Below are 14,493 nucleotides of genomic sequence, written 5' to 3'. Positions count from 1 at the left end.
TCTAAACTTTTTTACAAAGCAATGCGGCACGAATAAATTGATTAAAATGAGAATAAAACAGGATATTTAGGAATCTGTGATTTCTGGATATGAAAACCGTTGAAAAATTCCTGCAACTTCCGGGCTTGTTCAACTTTGTTTTCTTTTCACAGGCTCAGGAAAATGGTAAAATAATAGGCATAGAGGTGAGTTTTCATGGCATCCATCGCATACATTACAGACCGGAATATGATCGAATTTCATCGCCTGAACGGAAACCGGAAGATGAATTTCTGGCGTCCCAGCAATTCCAAAAAATTTACTGATTTCAAACCGGGCGACCTGTTGTTTTTTCTGGCCAAAGGCAGCGAGCGCGGACGTCATCGCGAGAAAGGAATTGTGGGCTACGGTAGGTTTCAAAAAGCCCATACCCTCAGTTTTCGTCAGATGTGGAACGTCTATGGCACAGAAAACGGCTATGCCAGCGAAGATGAACTGTATGACGCGATCGTCAAGGTTTCCAAAAATAAGAAAATGCCAAAACTGATGAATTGCCTGTATCTCACCGATGTTGTGTTTTTTCAGGCGCCGATTTATTTAAGCGAGATTGGCGTCGCCATCTCCAATAAAGTGGAGAGCTATATCTATCTGGATAAGGAAGATCCGCAGGCGACCTCCAAGGTGCTGAACAAAGCCAAGGAAACCGGCGTCGATATGTGGATGGCAGCGATGAGTGAGACACTCGGCCAGAACTTCGACCTCGAGGAAGAACAGATCAAGCACCAGCTGTCGCAGATCATCGAAAAGGCCGGCGACTCCTTCTACACCGAAAGTGAGAAAAAGCGGCTGCGCCGCTTAGCCCGTCAGACGATGGATCAGAAAGCGGAAGAAAAAAAGATTATCGAGCTGATCAAGGGCAGTAAAACCGAACTTGTCTGTTATACGGGTGAAAGGATTGAAATCCTGATCCCATTCGTCTATACTTCAAAAGACTTCTACCGGAAGCTGCAGTATCTGATCGGCCACTGCGCGCTGATGAAGCTGGAGTTTTCCCGGTGGAGTGAATATCACATTCCGCTGCATTTTGAGATCGTCGGTGAAGAACCGCTGCCTGATGAGGTTACGCGGGCAATCGACGCTTTAAATCAGGGAGAAGAAAGGATTTGATCAAACATGCTGGATGTCATCGTTGTGGGCGGCGGCCATGCCGGAATTGAAGCGGCGCTGATCGCGGCTCGTCTGGGATGTGAAACGGCGCTGATTTCGTTAAGTTTGGAAAATATCGGCAAGATGCCGTGCAATCCCTCCGTCGGCGGCCCGGCCAAGGGCATCGTCGTCCGGGAGATCGACGCGCTGGGCGGTCAGATGGGCATCACTGCCGATCAGACAGCCTTGCAGTTTAAGATGTTAAATACGACCAAAGGCCCGGGGGTGCAGTCGCTGCGGGTGCAGTCGGATAAGCTTGCTTATGCCCGACAGATGCAGGAAGAAATTCTGCATCAGGAGCACCTGCAGCTGATTTTGGGAATCTGTACCGGGATCCTTGTTGAAAACGGGAAAATTACCGGCATTACCATGGAGGACGGTCAGACAATAGACGCCCGGGCTGTTATTCTGACCACCGGCACATACATGAGTTCCTCGGTCATGATCAGCAGCGAAGTGACGCCCAGCGGTCCGGATGGGGAACCAACCACCAACAAGCTCTCCGAATCGCTGCGTCAGGCCGGCTTAAAAACCTTCCGGTTAAAGACCGGAACGCCGCCGCGGGTGCTGACGGAATCCATTGATTTTTCCAAGACCACACCGCAGCCCGGCACCGATCAGTTCGTCGCCTTTTCCACGACGACCCGCACCATCCGCCGGCCGGAAGATCAGAAGCTCTGTTATCTGACCTATACGACACCCCAGACCCATGAACTGATTCTGACGAATCTGAAAAAGTCGAGCATGTATTCCGGCGTCGTCAAAGGCGTTGGCCCGCGCTATTGTCCTTCGATTGAGGACAAGCTCGTGCGGTTTTCCGATAAACCACGCCATCAGATCTTTCTGGAGCCGGAATCGGAATCGCTGGATACCACGTATGTCCAGGGCTTTTCCACCTCGCTGCCGCGTGATCTGCAGGAACAGATGGTCTATTCACTGCCGGGACTGGAACACGCTGTCATCCGCAAATACGCCTACGCAATCGAATATGACGCAATCGACCCTCTTCAGTTAAAACCATCGTTGGAAACGCTGGTTGTGGAGAATTTGTTTACGGCCGGTCAGATCAACGGCACATCCGGGTATGAGGAAGCCGCCGCGCAGGGATTGATGGCCGGAATCAACGCCGTGCTCAAGCTGCGCAATCAACCGCCGCTGGTGCTGCGGCGGGATGAAGCCTACATCGGCGTGATGATCGACGATCTGGTCACCAAAGGCACGCAGGAACCCTACCGGCTGTTGACCTCCCGGGCCGAATTCCGCCTGCTATTGCGCCACGACAACGCCGATCAGCGCCTGATGCACTACGGCTACAAACTTGGCAGCATCAGCGAGCAGCGCTGGCAGGATTATCAACGCCGCCGTGCTCAGGTCGAACAACTCAAGGAACAGCTGAAGACCTGCCGGCTGACGCCGAAAAGTCCGATTCAGGATGCTTTAGAAGCGGTCGGCTATGCCGCGCTGACCGATGGGGTGAGCGCCGAGGAACTCGTCCGCCGGCCGCACATCACCGTGGCGATGCTGAAACCGGCGCTGGATTTTGAATTCGACGCCGCTGCCGCCGCACAGACGGAAATCGAACTGAAATATGAAGGCTATATCAACAAAGCCCGCAAGGAAGCGGAGAAGATGATGGCGATGGATCATGTGGTCCTGCCGGAAGATCTGGACTACGATCAGGTGCAGCATCTTTCGCTGGAAGGCCGCCAGAAGCTCAAGGCGATCCAGCCGCACACTCTGGGCCAGGCTTCCCGCATCTCCGGCGTGTCGCCGGCCGACATTGCGATGCTCGCGATGGTTCTGGAACAACGTCACAGAAAGGAACAGAAAATATGAACTATGAAGAAGTAATTTCCCGCGTCCACGTTTACGGCTTGGAAGAAAGCGTGCGCGGAAGCAAATACCCGATGGCGACCGATCTGGGCAAGGTCAGCGAGGACGTCACCCCGACCGTCGTCAAGCTCGCCACCAGCAAGCAGGGCGAAGGCCACGATAATTTTATGAACGGCATCATCGTGCAGATGGATCTGACGCTGACCAACAAAGCCTGGGTGGAAGCCGAGCGCTACCATTTCCTCGACTTCGTATCGAGTCAGTCGACGATGCACCGGATTACGAAATTTGATCTGGACAGCGCCTATATTGATTACGTCGATCCGCGGATGGTTCAGATCATGAAGGAAAAAGTCCAGGCTTACAACGACCTGCAGGCCCGGATGAAGGAAACGGAAGATCCGGCGGAAAAGCAGACGCTGCAGGCGGAGCTGAACGAACGCTACTTGCAGATTCTCTATTCCAATCCCTGCGGCTTCCGTCTTACCGCCCGCATGACGACCAACTACCGTCAGCTCAAAACGATCTATCTGCAGCGCCGCACGCACCGGCTGCCGGAATGGCGGGCCTTCTGCGCCTGGATCGAAACGCTGCCGTACAGCGAGTTCATTACCGGCAAGACGGCCTGAACCGTTTCATAAGGATACCCGGCCGCGCATAAAGTAAGGTTGAAGGAGAGCGAGTTTATGCACATAAAACGAATCCTGATCGCCGTCTTCGTGATCCTGCTGATCTTTGCCGGCTGTCATCCGCACAAAAAAACCGGAGAAATGGGCGAAGTCCGGGCCGCCTGGATTTCCTACATCGAATTATCATCAATTCTGGACAACCGCAGTGAAGCTGAGTACATCCAGGGCGTCAAGACAATGCTGGAAAACTTGAAAACCATGAACTTCAACACGGTCTACGTTCACGCATCTGCCTTCACCGATGCCTATTATCCCTCGCAATACTATCCGGCGGCGCAATATGTCGCCGGTCAGATCGGACAGAATGTGAATTATGATCCGTTCGGGCTGTTTGTCAAGCAGGCCCATGAAGTGGGTTTTCACATCGAGGCATGGATCAATCCGATGCGTTCGTTCCGCACAGATCAGGAAAGTCAGATTCCTGCCAGCTCCGTGATCGGCCAGTGGCTTAACGACACCGCGATGCGCGGCACCCGGATCGTTGCGGAAGGCGAGCGCTGGTATCTCAATCCAGCCTATCCCGAGGTCCGCGAACTGATCTGCGCGGTGGCGAAAGAACTGGCGCAGAACTATCCGATCGACGGTTTGCATCTGGACGATTATTTCTATCCCGACGGTGTCAGCGAAAGCTTTGATCACCCCGCTTATCAGGCATACCGGCAAACCGGCGGGGAGCTGTCGCTGGGCGACTGGCGGCGGCAGAACATCAATGAGATGGTGGCCAGTCTGTACGCCACGGTGAAACAGGTTGATGAAACGATTCAGGTCGGCATCAGTCCGGCTGGCAATCTGGAATACTCGGTGGAAAGCATTTATGGCGATGTCCGGGAATGGGTCCGCCACGACGGCTATCTTGACTACATTCTTCCGCAGATCTATTTCGGCTATGAGCACGGCACGCTGCCGTTTGATCAATGCCTGAAACAATGGGAAGACCTTACTCAGGGCACTTCGACCGAACTGATCGTCGGGCTGGCCGCCTATAAGATCAATACCGTGGACAATTATGCCAAGGACGGCAAGTTTGAGTGGCAGCAGCACAACGATATCCTGAAACGGCAGATTCTGGAGCTGCGCGATCATGCGGATGTGGCCGGCTTCTCCATCTTCAGCTACAATTCACTGTTCCAGCCCGCCGCAGAAAATGCGCAGCGGGTCAGTCAGGAGCTGGAAAATCTTCAGGAACTGATGATCGAGACAAAATAATCGGCGATCACAAGAGAAAAATCTGAATTTACACTGGGGTAATGTCCCGGTGTTTTTTTCATGCGAAAAAAGCCAAAGAATACGGTTTTGTGCCTGTGGGCCTTACGTTGTCACTGGTGAAAGCGTGAGGTCAGAAAGGAGGTGAAGTCTGGAAAAGCGAACCGGAAAAGACAGGGGAATCCACGCTGCGAATGGATTGGGAAAAGAAGCCATCATTCGAGAAATGAAGATACGGGTCTTTTAATTTTTGCGCAGATAAGATAAAATAAGTAACGGACATAGTGAGATTTCCTTTCTGTATGGTGTGGTAACTTTATTGTAACGGGAATTCTTATCTATGTCTTTTTTTATGTTCAAGATAAAAAAGGCACTGGTTTCCACCAACATCAGAATTTATAGAACCGATAAAAAAGGCACTGGTTTCCACCGACGTTAAAATTTATGAAATTACAAGATATAGAACCTTCTTTTTCGATTCCCGGCCCTGCCTCCGATTCAACCTTCTGTTTTTCCTCTTAGCCCCGCTTCGAAAATCGCGGGCATATCTTTTCCTTTGCGCGGACAACTTTTGTATAATAAGCACACCAACGCCCGGAAACATTTGAAACGGAAACCGGGACAAGAGATCATGCAAAAGGAGAATCAAAATGGAGATCATCAAACGAGATCAAAGCGTTCAAGCCTATGATCGCCGGAAAATCAGCCGGGCGGTGAGCGCGGCTTTTGACAGCGTGGGCCATCCGCTGCCGGACATGAAGAAGGAAGCCATTCTCGATCAGGTAGAAGTCCAGATCTGCACTGCGGCGGAAACGGCCCCGGTCAGCGTCGAACAAATTCAGGACTGGGTGGAACAGGCGTTAATGCGTCAGGATTGTTATGAAGAAGCCCGCCACTATATCCTGTACCGTCAGGAACATGCCAGGCTGCGCGATCAGATTGATCAGCTGCGCCGGATCATTCCGGATCCGGAAATTCTGGCCGCCTGCCGTCAGCTGCAGCGTGATTTTCCTCAGCCGGCGATGTCGCTTGACGCTTTGATTCAGAAAGTCCAGGCTTTTTCCAAGGAGAAGATGAAATGCTCCCAGCAGCTTGACAATCTGATCCGCGCCTGCATCGAGCTGATCAGTCCGCACACGCCGCAATGGGAAATGGCCGCGGCCCGGTTTATGATGATCAAGCTGCGCCGCTCCGTCAGCCAGCGGATGCAGCAACAGGGGATCCGCACATTGGCCCAGAAGCTGTTATATCTGGAATCGCAGGGTTTGATCAACGCGAGCTTAGCCGAGCATTACAGCTATAACGATTTAAACCGTCTGGAACAGGCGATCGACTACGACCGCGACCAGCTGTTCAACGCCAGCGGTCTGGAATTGTTGATCAAACGCTATCTGATCCGCAATCATCAGGGTGAAGTTCTGGAACTGCCGCAGGAGATGTTCATGGGGATCGCGATGCATCTGGCGATTCCGGAAGGAAAAAAACGCGTCGAATGGGCGATCAAAATCTACGATGTCTTAAGTCAGCTGAAAGTCACGATGGCGACGCCGACGCTGGCCAACGCCCGCAAGCCGAAAGCACAGCTGGCTTCGTGCTTTATCGACGTCGTTGCGGATTCTCTGAAGGGAATTTACAAGTCGCTTGACAGCTTTGCGCAAATTTCCAAGCAGGGCGGCGGCATGGGCCTGTACTTTGGCAAGGTCCGCGCTTCCGGCAGTGATATCCGGGGATTTCAGGGCGCCGCGGGCGGTGTGCTGCGCTGGATCCGGCTGGTCAATGATACCGCGGTGGCGGTCGATCAGCTGGGCGTGCGTCAGGGGGCCGTCGCGGTTTACCTTGACTGCTGGCATCGGGATCTGCCGGAATTCCTTCAAATCCGAACCAACAATGGCGACGATCGCATGAAGGCGCACGATGTCTTCCCGGCAGTGTGCTATCCGGATCTGTTCTGGCGGATGGCAAAGGAAAATCTGGATCAGAACTGGTATTTGCTCGACCCGCATCAAATCCAGCAGGTGAAAGGCTATGCGCTGGAAGGTTGCACTGGCGAGTTGTGGGAACAGCGCTATCAGGAATGCATTGCCGATCCGCGGATCGAAAAACGCGTGATCTTATTAAAGGACCTCGTCAGGCTGATTCTGAAATCAGCTGCTGAAACCGGCACGCCATTTGTCTTTAACCGCGATCTTGTCAACGCGATGAATCCCAATCCTCATCGCGGTGTGATTTACTGTTCCAATTTATGCACGGAAATCGCACAGAACATCGCGCCGGCTGGAGAAATTGAAACCCGGCTGACGGAGGTCAATGGGGAAACGGTGATCCTCGAACAGGCGAAAGCTGGAGAGATGGTCGTCTGTAACCTCGCCTCCCTTAATCTTGGCCGGCTGAATACCGAAGATGAAGAAGAACTGCGATCGGTCATCGAAGTGACCGTGCGGGCGCTTGACAATGTGATCAATCTCAACGCCTACCCGCTGCCCCAAGCGCAGCATACAGCCAAGCTCAGCCGGGCGATCGGCTTGGGCGTCAGCGGCCTGCATCACTGGCTGGCGAAGCGTTCGATCTTCTTCGAGTCTGACGAACATTTGAAAGCGGCCGACGCTCTGTTTGAAGCAATCAATTACAATGCGATCCGTGCCAGTCTGCGGCTGGCTCAGGAAAAAGGCCGGTATGCCTATTTTGAAGGCTCCGACTGGCAAACCGGCGCTTATTTTACCAAGCGCGGCTACACCTCCGACGCCTGGCAGTCGCTGGCTAAAGAAGTAGCGCGGGATGGTTTACGCAACGGCTGGCTGCTCGCAATCGCGCCGACCAGCTCGACCTCGGTCATTGCCGGCACCAGCGCGGGCGTTGATCCGATCATGAACAAGTTTTTCCTTGAAGAGAAAAAGGGCAGCATCATCGCGCGCGTCGCTCCTGAGCTGGATGAAAAAACCTATTGGTATTACAAGAAAGCTCATCAGATCGACCAGACCTGGGTTGTCCGGGCCGCGGGCGTGCGGCAGCGGCATATCGACCAGGCGCAGTCCGTCAATCTTTATATTACGACCGATTATTCCCTGCGGGATCTGTTGAACCTGATGATTCTGGCTTGGGAGAAAGGCGTGAAGACGCTTTATTACGTCCGCAGCCAGTCGCTGGAAGTGGAAGAATGTGAGTCCTGTTCCGCCTGATTCACAATCAGACAAGGCTTGTCCAATGGCGCAGCTCTGCCTGTTGGCGAAATCTTCCTCATCCCATCACGAATCAATCTTCAATTCAGGACCATCTCTAAAACATCAATCTTCATTTCAAGACCACCGTCACAGATCAAGGGAGGAACCACGATGTCAGAACAACTCAAACGCAAAGCGCTGTTTAACGCCCAGGGCGATACCGACGTCCGCCAGCGCCGGATGATCAACGGCAACACGACCAACCTCAATGATTTCAACACGCTGAAATATGGCTGGGTATCGGACTGGTATCGTCAGGCGATGAACAATTTCTGGATTCCCGAGGAAATCAACCTCGGACAAGATCTCAAGGATTATCCCAAGCTGGAACCGGCAGTGAAGACCGCGCTTGATAAAACACTGTCGTTTCTGATCTTTCTCGACAGTATCCAGACGGCCAACCTGCCCAACATTGCCGAGGTGATCACGGCCAACGAAATCAATCTGTGCCTGACGATTCAGGCCTTTCAGGAAGCGGTGCATTCCCAGAGTTACAGCTACATGCTCGATTCCTTCTGTTCGCCGGATCAACGCACAGAGATCCTGTACCAATGGAAAAACGACCCGCGGCTATTGAAGCGCAATGAATTTATCGGCGGGCTGTATAATGAGTTCATGGAACAACGCACGCCGGTGCAGCTGATGAAGACGCTGATCGCCAATTACATTCTTGAAGGAATTTACTTTTACTCGGGATTCATGTTTTTTTACAACCTCGGCCGGATGGGACTGATGCCCGGATCAGTGCAGGAAATCCGTTACATCAATCGCGATGAAAATACCCACCTGTGGCTGTTTCGCAGCATGATTCTACAGCTGCGCAAGGAGGAGCCGCAGCTGTTCACGCCGCAACTGGAACAGCTTTACCGGGATATGCTGAAACAGGGCGTCGAAGAGGAGATCGCATGGGGCTGCGCAATTCTGGGCGATGAGATCCCGGGGCTGAACAAAACGATGATCTGCGATTACATCCACTATCTCGGCAACCTGCGTGCCCGGGCAATTCATCTGGAAATTCTTTATCCGGGCGAAGAGGAAGAACCGGCGTCGATGAAATGGGTCAGTCAGTATGCCAATGCCAATCTGATCAAAACCGATTTCTTCGAAGCCCGCTCCAGCGCTTATGCGAAGGCTTCCGCCCTCAAGGACGACCTGTAAGCCGCTGATATCTTTAATTTAAAGCGATTTTTCACAAGAACGAAGCGTTCAGGAATTGACATTGGAAACGGGTGTTGATATGATTAAACCATCGACAATGTTCGATATTTTTGGAAGGAGAAAGAAATAACCATGAAAAAGTTTTTAGCACTGGCTCTGGCTGGCATGATGGTTCTGTCCATGAGCGCTTGCGGAAGCAAGGATAAGGGCGGCAACGCTGCTGGCTACAAAGACGGCACATACACCTCCACACAGAAGGGCAACAACGGCGACGTTACTGTCGAAGTTAAGATTGAAGGCGGCAAGATCGCCAGCGTCACAACTCCGGAACAGGCCGAAACTGCAGGTCTGGGCGATGTCGCGATGGAAAAGATCTGCGCGGCGATCGTTGAAGCCAACTCTGCGGAAGTCGATACGGTTTCCGGCGCTACCAACTCTTCTAACGCGGTCATCAAAGGCGTTACTGAGTGCTTAGATCAGGCGAAATAAGGATTTTAAGAAACCTCACACACTTTCTCTAAAAGCGTGAACAACTGAATTTGAAAGTGAGGAAAAGGGGCTGAACAAAAGTCAGTCCTTTTTTATGTTCCAAGGTTGTCAGACAATCCAGAACTTTTGAAGCATAAAACAGAGTGCGGAAACAGAGGATAATTAATAAGGCGGGTCAGCGGCATCCTTGCCTGGAAATCCCCCCGGAAATGAAGCTTGAAATCAAAAAGAGAAACAAAGGGAAAGCGCTTGGCAAAAAGCGCTTTACTCCCTTGAAAAGCTGATCGTGATCGTTGCTGACAAACAAACTCAAAAAAAGGATTGAACGATTGGAAAGTTCAATCCTTTTCCTGTGGTAGACAGTCCATCTGACGAATTGTTTCGATGATCAGCGCATTGCTTTGAAGACAATTTAAAATGGCCAGAAAGGTCTCGATCGGATCTTGGATTTGATCGGCATCCAGCTCTCCGGTCACCTCGACTGAGGACTTCCCGCCAGCCTTCATTTCAGTCAGATAAACTTCTTCGATGATTTCCTGAATCTGATCATTCATTTTCTGGATTTGATCAAAAGCAAACAGGAAAAAAACGGCGGTCGGTTTCTTGTCTTTGAAAAACCGGCGCAGCACAGCGGAGGATTCATTTTGATCCGCCCATGCCGTGTCAATCCGTTTCTGCAAATCGGATTGAATATCCTCTACGCTCACCTGATTATCCTTCGCCAGCTGTTCAAACAGCTCCTGTACCCCTTCAAGCATAATTGTCCCCTTTCCCACGGAAATGATCGCGCTTATTTTTTGCGGTCAACCAGATTCTGATAGTAAATAGCCTTGGAATAATTGTTTTTGCGAAGATAGGATTCACATAACAATTCAGTGATGAATTTGGCGGATAAATCGTCGCCCAGCTTCAGCGCAAATTTCTGGAATTGGATCAGCTGATGCTGCAATTCGACTTCCTCCTGCGCCAGCGTCAGATTGACGATCGTGATAAACAGCGAGGAAAAAGGATTGGTTTTGTCCTGATGGCAGGTTTTAATCAGCGCCGCTGCTTCCTCCATCTGATTTAATTTATATAAAGCCCAGGCTTGCATGGCGCGGTGAAAATCAGTCAGTTCGACAGAGGCTGCATACCGAATGCAATAGCGTTGAACTTCTTCATATTTTTTCGCCAGAATGCAGGTAAAAAGAATATTCTGGAGCACCTGTTTCCGCTGAAATTCGGGAATCTTTATGATCGTCTGATCCAGAATGGAAGTGGAAATTTCCAACGCTTCCTCAAACATTCCATTTTCAGAATACAGAACGGCTTCAAAAGACTTGCTGAAAATCAGCCGGAGGTAATTCTGTTCATCCAGAAATGAGCGCTGGGCTTTCAGATTGTACTTGTCCGCCAGAAAGTGGTTGTTTTCCCGGGCATAGCAGATAGCCAGATTGTAGTGCGCAATCGAAGTTACGGATTCTTTTTCTTTCATGCTCAGCGCTTTCAGCGTGTATTCCTTAAACAGATCGCCGCGGACATCCGCAAAAGACATTCCCAGATACAGATAATAAAGTTGAAGCAGTTCGGGAGTCAACAGCTTTACACATTGCTTCAGGATATCCCGCGTTTCTTTGATCTGTGCATAATTTTTATTGACGACGTGCGTGATAAAGGCAGCCAGCGTGAATTTCAGCGCCAGCTCAGATTCCATAAGGCTGGATTCCGATTGGGATAGTTGATCGAACAGTGTGTTCATCGTGACTGCATCGTAAAAAGCCGCCGCCGTGATCAGATCATCCATCAGCTTGTCAAATTTCTGAATCTGTTTGTTATTCTTCTTGATTCCAATCCCCAGCTGACGCAGAATCGCCGAGGTGATTGCCGGATCGACCTCCTTTCCCGATTCGATCTGGCTTAAATAACTGGCTGTGATATGGCATTCATGGGCTAACGCCGCCGCTTTAATTCCTTTTTTCAGACGGGTTATCCGTATTAAAGCGTTGATCTGTTTCATTCGCTCTCCTTTACTGTAAATTTTATCAAAACGCCGCAGGGCAGCGCCGAGTTTCCAGCGATCTTTATTAAGCGTGTTTCCTTGTTTAAAGTGAGTTCCGATAATATAATTTTTATATCAAGTACTTGAAAAGAGAGGAGTAATCAGGGATGAATTTAATTTACTTATCTGTTTTATCAGGTACTTTTCCTTTATTTGGTTTTTACCAGTTTTTAGGCATTTAAGCTGAACGGTCACGGGATGATTGCGCTTCGCTTCCTTGGCGATGACGGGACGGAAATAAGAAATGAGAAATCCGGAATCATATCGGAAATCGCAGATTTCTTTCCATGCCGAATTCTAAGTCAAGGAAAACCGAAGCGGATCATCCTCTTTTCTTTTCTGTTGCGCAAGGTGTTCCAACCTGGGAATCGGCAGCTTTCTGCGGCAGAAATTCAGGTGAAGCGGGCCTGACCGCGCTGTAGGAGGTCGACGATCTGGTCCCAATCATAACCCAGTGCCGTCAGGATTACGAAATAATCGGGAACCGGGCAGTTTCCGCCTTGTTCCAGGCAAGTCAGTTCTTCAATTTTAATTTTAGTTATGCGGGAAAGGGCTTCGATTGTCATGCCTTTGTCGATCCGGAGTTGACGGACGGTGGAACCGACGTCGGGAATACCTTTGTTTATCATAATGTTAGCACATAACCTCCAAACCAATTTTATCATGCAGCTAGTTATAATAAAAGCAGGAATTGGAAGTTATTGACTAATTCAGTGTTGATACAAAGGTAGCGATGGCATGAAATTGAACGAAGCGACGCTTAAGAGAATCGACGAACTCCGCGCACAACGCGGCTGGACTTATTATGAATTGGCCAAGGTCAGCGGAGTCAGTAAAAATACATTTTACAATTATAAACGGGAGCCGGATAAATATCTGACGCTTCATACGTGTTGTAAGATCTTGGGCGCGTTCAATATGTCGTTCAGTCAATTCTTCGACAGCGAGTTATTCGACAATTTAGAGGATGGACTATAACGATGAAATTTAGTGAAGCATTACGCATCAGAATTAAAGAATTATGCGGGGAATATGATCTGAATCCAAGCACGCTGAGTCAGAAGGCCTGCGGCAACAGCACGATTTCCAGTTTTATGTCGAAGGATCAGGAAACGCTGTATATGCCGACGATTTACAGTATCTGTCTGGCGCTGAATCTTTCGCTCAAGGAGTTCTTTGATTCCCAATGCTTCGACGATATTGATGAAATCAACGAGATCCGCAATCAACATCAAAGTCCCCAATAGCGATGGCGAACTTGATCGGAAAGCGGGGCGGCAGAGGATCCGAGCCCGCCGACAGGCATTGCGATCGGGGGCTGAAATGAAGTTGTGATAAACATTGCATCATAGACAACGAATCCTTGCCGCAAAGACAAGGTTTTTTTGATCTTCAGCGGAAAGGTTTGCACAGAATAAATCCAGGCAGGATGCATTGAAGCAGCCCCAGGCACAGCTCACTGATTCATCCGGCAAAGGATCGAAAGCGAAAGCTGGAAATCCTTCCGGTCCCCGGTTCTTAAACCGGTGCTGCAATGAAAACAAGGAAGGAGCGGGAGAAGTTATGAAAAAATGCAGAATTACCGTAGCGAAAGTGACAGAACATACCGACTTGATGGCGCGCTATGAAAATCCGATGCTGCACGCCTGCGATCTGCGGGAAGGGCAGGTCTTTATCGCCAACGGCTGGATGAAACCGGAAGGCTTGTGCGACAGCGCCTGGTCGAGTCTGTCCCCGTTTGTGATGACGCTGGCTCACGGCGGGGAAAATCTTTATGAAGGCTGGATGAAAAATCCGCGCTCCGCCATGATCTCCTGCAACGACGGTTTCCGTCCAGTCAGCTTCTATATTGAAGCACTGGACGAGGACGCGGATTGAGTTAACTATTCCCGATAAGGATTTATAAGGGATGCCGCCGCTGATACACCTTCGGCGATACGCCTTGAATCTCTTTAAATAATTTGGAGAAATAAAACAGATCGTCAAAGCCGGACTGCCATGCCGCTTCACTGACCGAGATGTCCGGTTCCCGCAGCAGCTGGGCTGCTTTGCGGATTTGAAGCGTCCGCCAGTAGCGCAGCGCCGTGACGCCGGTTTCCTGTTTGAACAACGCCCCGCAGTACACGACGTTCAGGCCGGTGACCCATGCCAGATCCTCCATCGTGATGGTCTGCGTCAGATGCGATTCGATGTAGCTTTTCATCTGCCGGACATGCGGATTCTCCTGCTGCGCCCAGGCCGTCTGGTACAGCTCGTCCAGAATCTGATAGAACACCGCTTTGCAATGCAGCCGGGACAACGGCTTTTCCGTCAGCCAGTGCCGGTTGAAATCCTGAAACAACGGCAGATAGAAATCAAGCGAATCCAGGGTCAGAACCGGCTGAGGCAAGGCCGGCAGCGGCTGATCGCTGAAAAAATCAAAGGATTGCAGCGTCAGCGGCTCCTCCGCAAACCGCTCCGCCTCCCGCAGACTGCCCGCCGGGATTAAAAGCACCTGATTCTCAGTCAGAACCTGTTCGTTATCGTCAGTTTTATACAACGCTTTTCCCTTTAATATGAACACAAGGTTGTTGTAGTCGATGCGATCCCGCTTCACCCGCCATTCTAAAGTACATTCCCGTTGAATTGCATAGCGGAACGTCACGCTGAAATCCTGCATTTCCCTTCCTTCTTTCTTTAA

14 protein-coding genes are annotated in these 14,493 nt (G+C 50.6%); 10 read left to right on the top strand and 4 right to left on the bottom strand.

Annotated features, from left to right (window positions below):
- Positions 1-195: 195 nt before the first annotated feature.
- The 7 genes from BQ7364_RS13150 to BQ7364_RS13120 all read left to right on the top strand — a co-directional run bounded on the left by BQ7364_RS13150 (position 196) and on the right by BQ7364_RS13120 (position 9,775).
- A complete protein-coding gene (locus BQ7364_RS13150) occupies positions 196-1,146 on the top strand; it encodes a hypothetical protein (RefSeq protein WP_072685165.1) in 951 nt (316 codons plus the stop codon).
- A gap of 6 nt (positions 1,147-1,152) precedes the next feature.
- A complete protein-coding gene (gene mnmG, locus BQ7364_RS13145) occupies positions 1,153-3,021 on the top strand; it encodes a tRNA uridine-5-carboxymethylaminomethyl(34) synthesis enzyme MnmG (protein WP_072685164.1) in 1,869 nt (622 codons plus the stop codon).
- Positions 3,018-3,647 (top strand): hypothetical protein, encoded by a 630-nt coding sequence (locus tag BQ7364_RS13140; RefSeq protein ID WP_072685163.1) that lies wholly within the window; start codon positions 3,018-3,020, stop codon positions 3,645-3,647. Before mnmG ends, BQ7364_RS13140 begins: the two co-directional genes overlap by 4 nt.
- 57 nt (positions 3,648-3,704) lie before the next feature.
- Complete coding sequence (locus BQ7364_RS13135; protein ID WP_072685162.1) at positions 3,705-4,913, top strand: glycoside hydrolase family 10-like protein; 1,209 nt, start codon at positions 3,705-3,707, stop codon at positions 4,911-4,913.
- 647 nt (positions 4,914-5,560) lie between these two features.
- Complete coding sequence (locus BQ7364_RS13130) at positions 5,561-8,086, top strand: ribonucleoside-diphosphate reductase subunit alpha (RefSeq protein ID WP_072685161.1); 2,526 nt, start codon at positions 5,561-5,563, stop codon at positions 8,084-8,086.
- Positions 8,087-8,239: 153 nt separating this feature from the next.
- A complete protein-coding gene (locus BQ7364_RS13125) occupies positions 8,240-9,286 on the top strand; it encodes a ribonucleotide-diphosphate reductase subunit beta (RefSeq protein WP_072685160.1) in 1,047 nt (348 codons plus the stop codon).
- Between the two features lie 132 nt (positions 9,287-9,418).
- Positions 9,419-9,775 carry an FMN-binding protein gene (locus BQ7364_RS13120; RefSeq protein ID WP_072685159.1) on the top strand — a complete coding sequence of 119 codons (357 nt, stop codon included), beginning with the start codon at positions 9,419-9,421 and terminating at the stop codon, positions 9,773-9,775.
- A 338-nt stretch (positions 9,776-10,113) separates the two neighbouring features.
- Here the strand turns inward: BQ7364_RS13120 and BQ7364_RS13115 are convergent, their stop codons facing one another.
- The 3 genes from BQ7364_RS13115 to BQ7364_RS13105 form a co-directional block, all read right to left on the bottom strand.
- Positions 10,114-10,533: a hypothetical protein gene (locus BQ7364_RS13115; RefSeq protein ID WP_072685158.1), complete on the bottom strand. Its 420-nt coding sequence runs from the start codon at positions 10,531-10,533 to the stop codon at positions 10,114-10,116.
- Positions 10,534-10,565: 32 nt separating this feature from the next.
- Complete coding sequence (locus BQ7364_RS13110) at positions 10,566-11,771, bottom strand: helix-turn-helix domain-containing protein (protein WP_072685157.1); 1,206 nt, start codon at positions 11,769-11,771, stop codon at positions 10,566-10,568.
- Positions 11,772-12,205: 434 nt separating this feature from the next.
- Positions 12,206-12,442: a helix-turn-helix domain-containing protein gene (locus tag BQ7364_RS13105; protein ID WP_072685156.1), complete on the bottom strand. Its 237-nt coding sequence runs from the start codon at positions 12,440-12,442 to the stop codon at positions 12,206-12,208.
- Positions 12,443-12,551: 109 nt separating this feature from the next.
- On the opposite strand from BQ7364_RS13105, the gene BQ7364_RS13100 reads away from it, so the two are divergent.
- The 3 genes from BQ7364_RS13100 (at position 12,552) to BQ7364_RS13090 (ending at position 13,691) form a co-directional block, all read left to right on the top strand.
- Positions 12,552-12,791, top strand: coding sequence for a helix-turn-helix transcriptional regulator (locus BQ7364_RS13100; RefSeq protein WP_072685155.1), 240 nt, complete (start codon positions 12,552-12,554; stop codon positions 12,789-12,791).
- Positions 12,792-12,793: 2 nt separating this feature from the next.
- Positions 12,794-13,060 carry a hypothetical protein gene (locus tag BQ7364_RS13095; RefSeq protein WP_072685154.1) on the top strand — a complete coding sequence of 89 codons (267 nt, stop codon included), beginning with the start codon at positions 12,794-12,796 and terminating at the stop codon, positions 13,058-13,060.
- Between the two features lie 316 nt (positions 13,061-13,376).
- Positions 13,377-13,691, top strand: a complete 315-nt coding sequence (locus BQ7364_RS13090) for a TIGR04076 family protein (RefSeq protein WP_072685418.1) — start codon at positions 13,377-13,379, stop codon at positions 13,689-13,691.
- 22 nt (positions 13,692-13,713) lie between these two features.
- Here BQ7364_RS13090 and BQ7364_RS13085 read toward each other — a convergent pair whose 3' ends face one another.
- Positions 13,714-14,472: an AraC family transcriptional regulator gene (locus BQ7364_RS13085; RefSeq protein WP_072685153.1), complete on the bottom strand. Its 759-nt coding sequence runs from the start codon at positions 14,470-14,472 to the stop codon at positions 13,714-13,716.
- Between the last annotated feature and the right edge of the window lie 21 nt (positions 14,473-14,493).

Origin of the sequence: Holdemania sp. Marseille-P2844, from assembly GCF_900120005.1 — a bacterium.
Taxonomy (GTDB): Bacteria; Bacillota_I; Bacilli_A; order Erysipelotrichales; family Erysipelotrichaceae; genus Holdemania.
The sequence above is the reverse complement of the archived record's forward strand: the minus strand, read 5'-3'. Positions and strand labels throughout refer to the sequence as shown.

What these genes read in the sequence shown, in the direction of transcription:
- BQ7364_RS13115 (WP_072685158.1), bottom strand. Translation starts at nt 10,533, where the DNA reads ATGCTTGAAGGGGTACAGGAGCTGTTTGAACAGCTGGCGAAGGATAAT.
- BQ7364_RS13135 (WP_072685162.1), top strand. Translation starts at nt 3,705, where the DNA reads ATGCACATAAAACGAATCCTGATCGCCGTCTTCGTGATCCTGCTGATC.
- BQ7364_RS13090 (WP_072685418.1), top strand. Translation starts at nt 13,377, where the DNA reads ATGAAAAAATGCAGAATTACCGTAGCGAAAGTGACAGAACATACCGAC.
- BQ7364_RS13110 (WP_072685157.1), bottom strand. Translation starts at nt 11,771, where the DNA reads ATGAAACAGATCAACGCTTTAATACGGATAACCCGTCTGAAAAAAGGA.
- BQ7364_RS13095 (WP_072685154.1), top strand. Translation starts at nt 12,794, where the DNA reads ATGAAATTTAGTGAAGCATTACGCATCAGAATTAAAGAATTATGCGGG.
- BQ7364_RS13150 (WP_072685165.1), top strand. Translation starts at nt 196, where the DNA reads ATGGCATCCATCGCATACATTACAGACCGGAATATGATCGAATTTCAT.
- BQ7364_RS13120 (WP_072685159.1), top strand. Translation starts at nt 9,419, where the DNA reads ATGAAAAAGTTTTTAGCACTGGCTCTGGCTGGCATGATGGTTCTGTCC.
- BQ7364_RS13130 (WP_072685161.1), top strand. Translation starts at nt 5,561, where the DNA reads ATGGAGATCATCAAACGAGATCAAAGCGTTCAAGCCTATGATCGCCGG.
- mnmG (WP_072685164.1), top strand. Translation starts at nt 1,153, where the DNA reads ATGCTGGATGTCATCGTTGTGGGCGGCGGCCATGCCGGAATTGAAGCG.
- BQ7364_RS13085 (WP_072685153.1), bottom strand. Translation starts at nt 14,472, where the DNA reads ATGCAGGATTTCAGCGTGACGTTCCGCTATGCAATTCAACGGGAATGT.
- BQ7364_RS13105 (WP_072685156.1), bottom strand. Translation starts at nt 12,442, where the DNA reads ATGATAAACAAAGGTATTCCCGACGTCGGTTCCACCGTCCGTCAACTC.
- BQ7364_RS13100 (WP_072685155.1), top strand. Translation starts at nt 12,552, where the DNA reads ATGAAATTGAACGAAGCGACGCTTAAGAGAATCGACGAACTCCGCGCA.
- BQ7364_RS13140 (WP_072685163.1), top strand. Translation starts at nt 3,018, where the DNA reads ATGAACTATGAAGAAGTAATTTCCCGCGTCCACGTTTACGGCTTGGAA.
- BQ7364_RS13125 (WP_072685160.1), top strand. Translation starts at nt 8,240, where the DNA reads ATGTCAGAACAACTCAAACGCAAAGCGCTGTTTAACGCCCAGGGCGAT.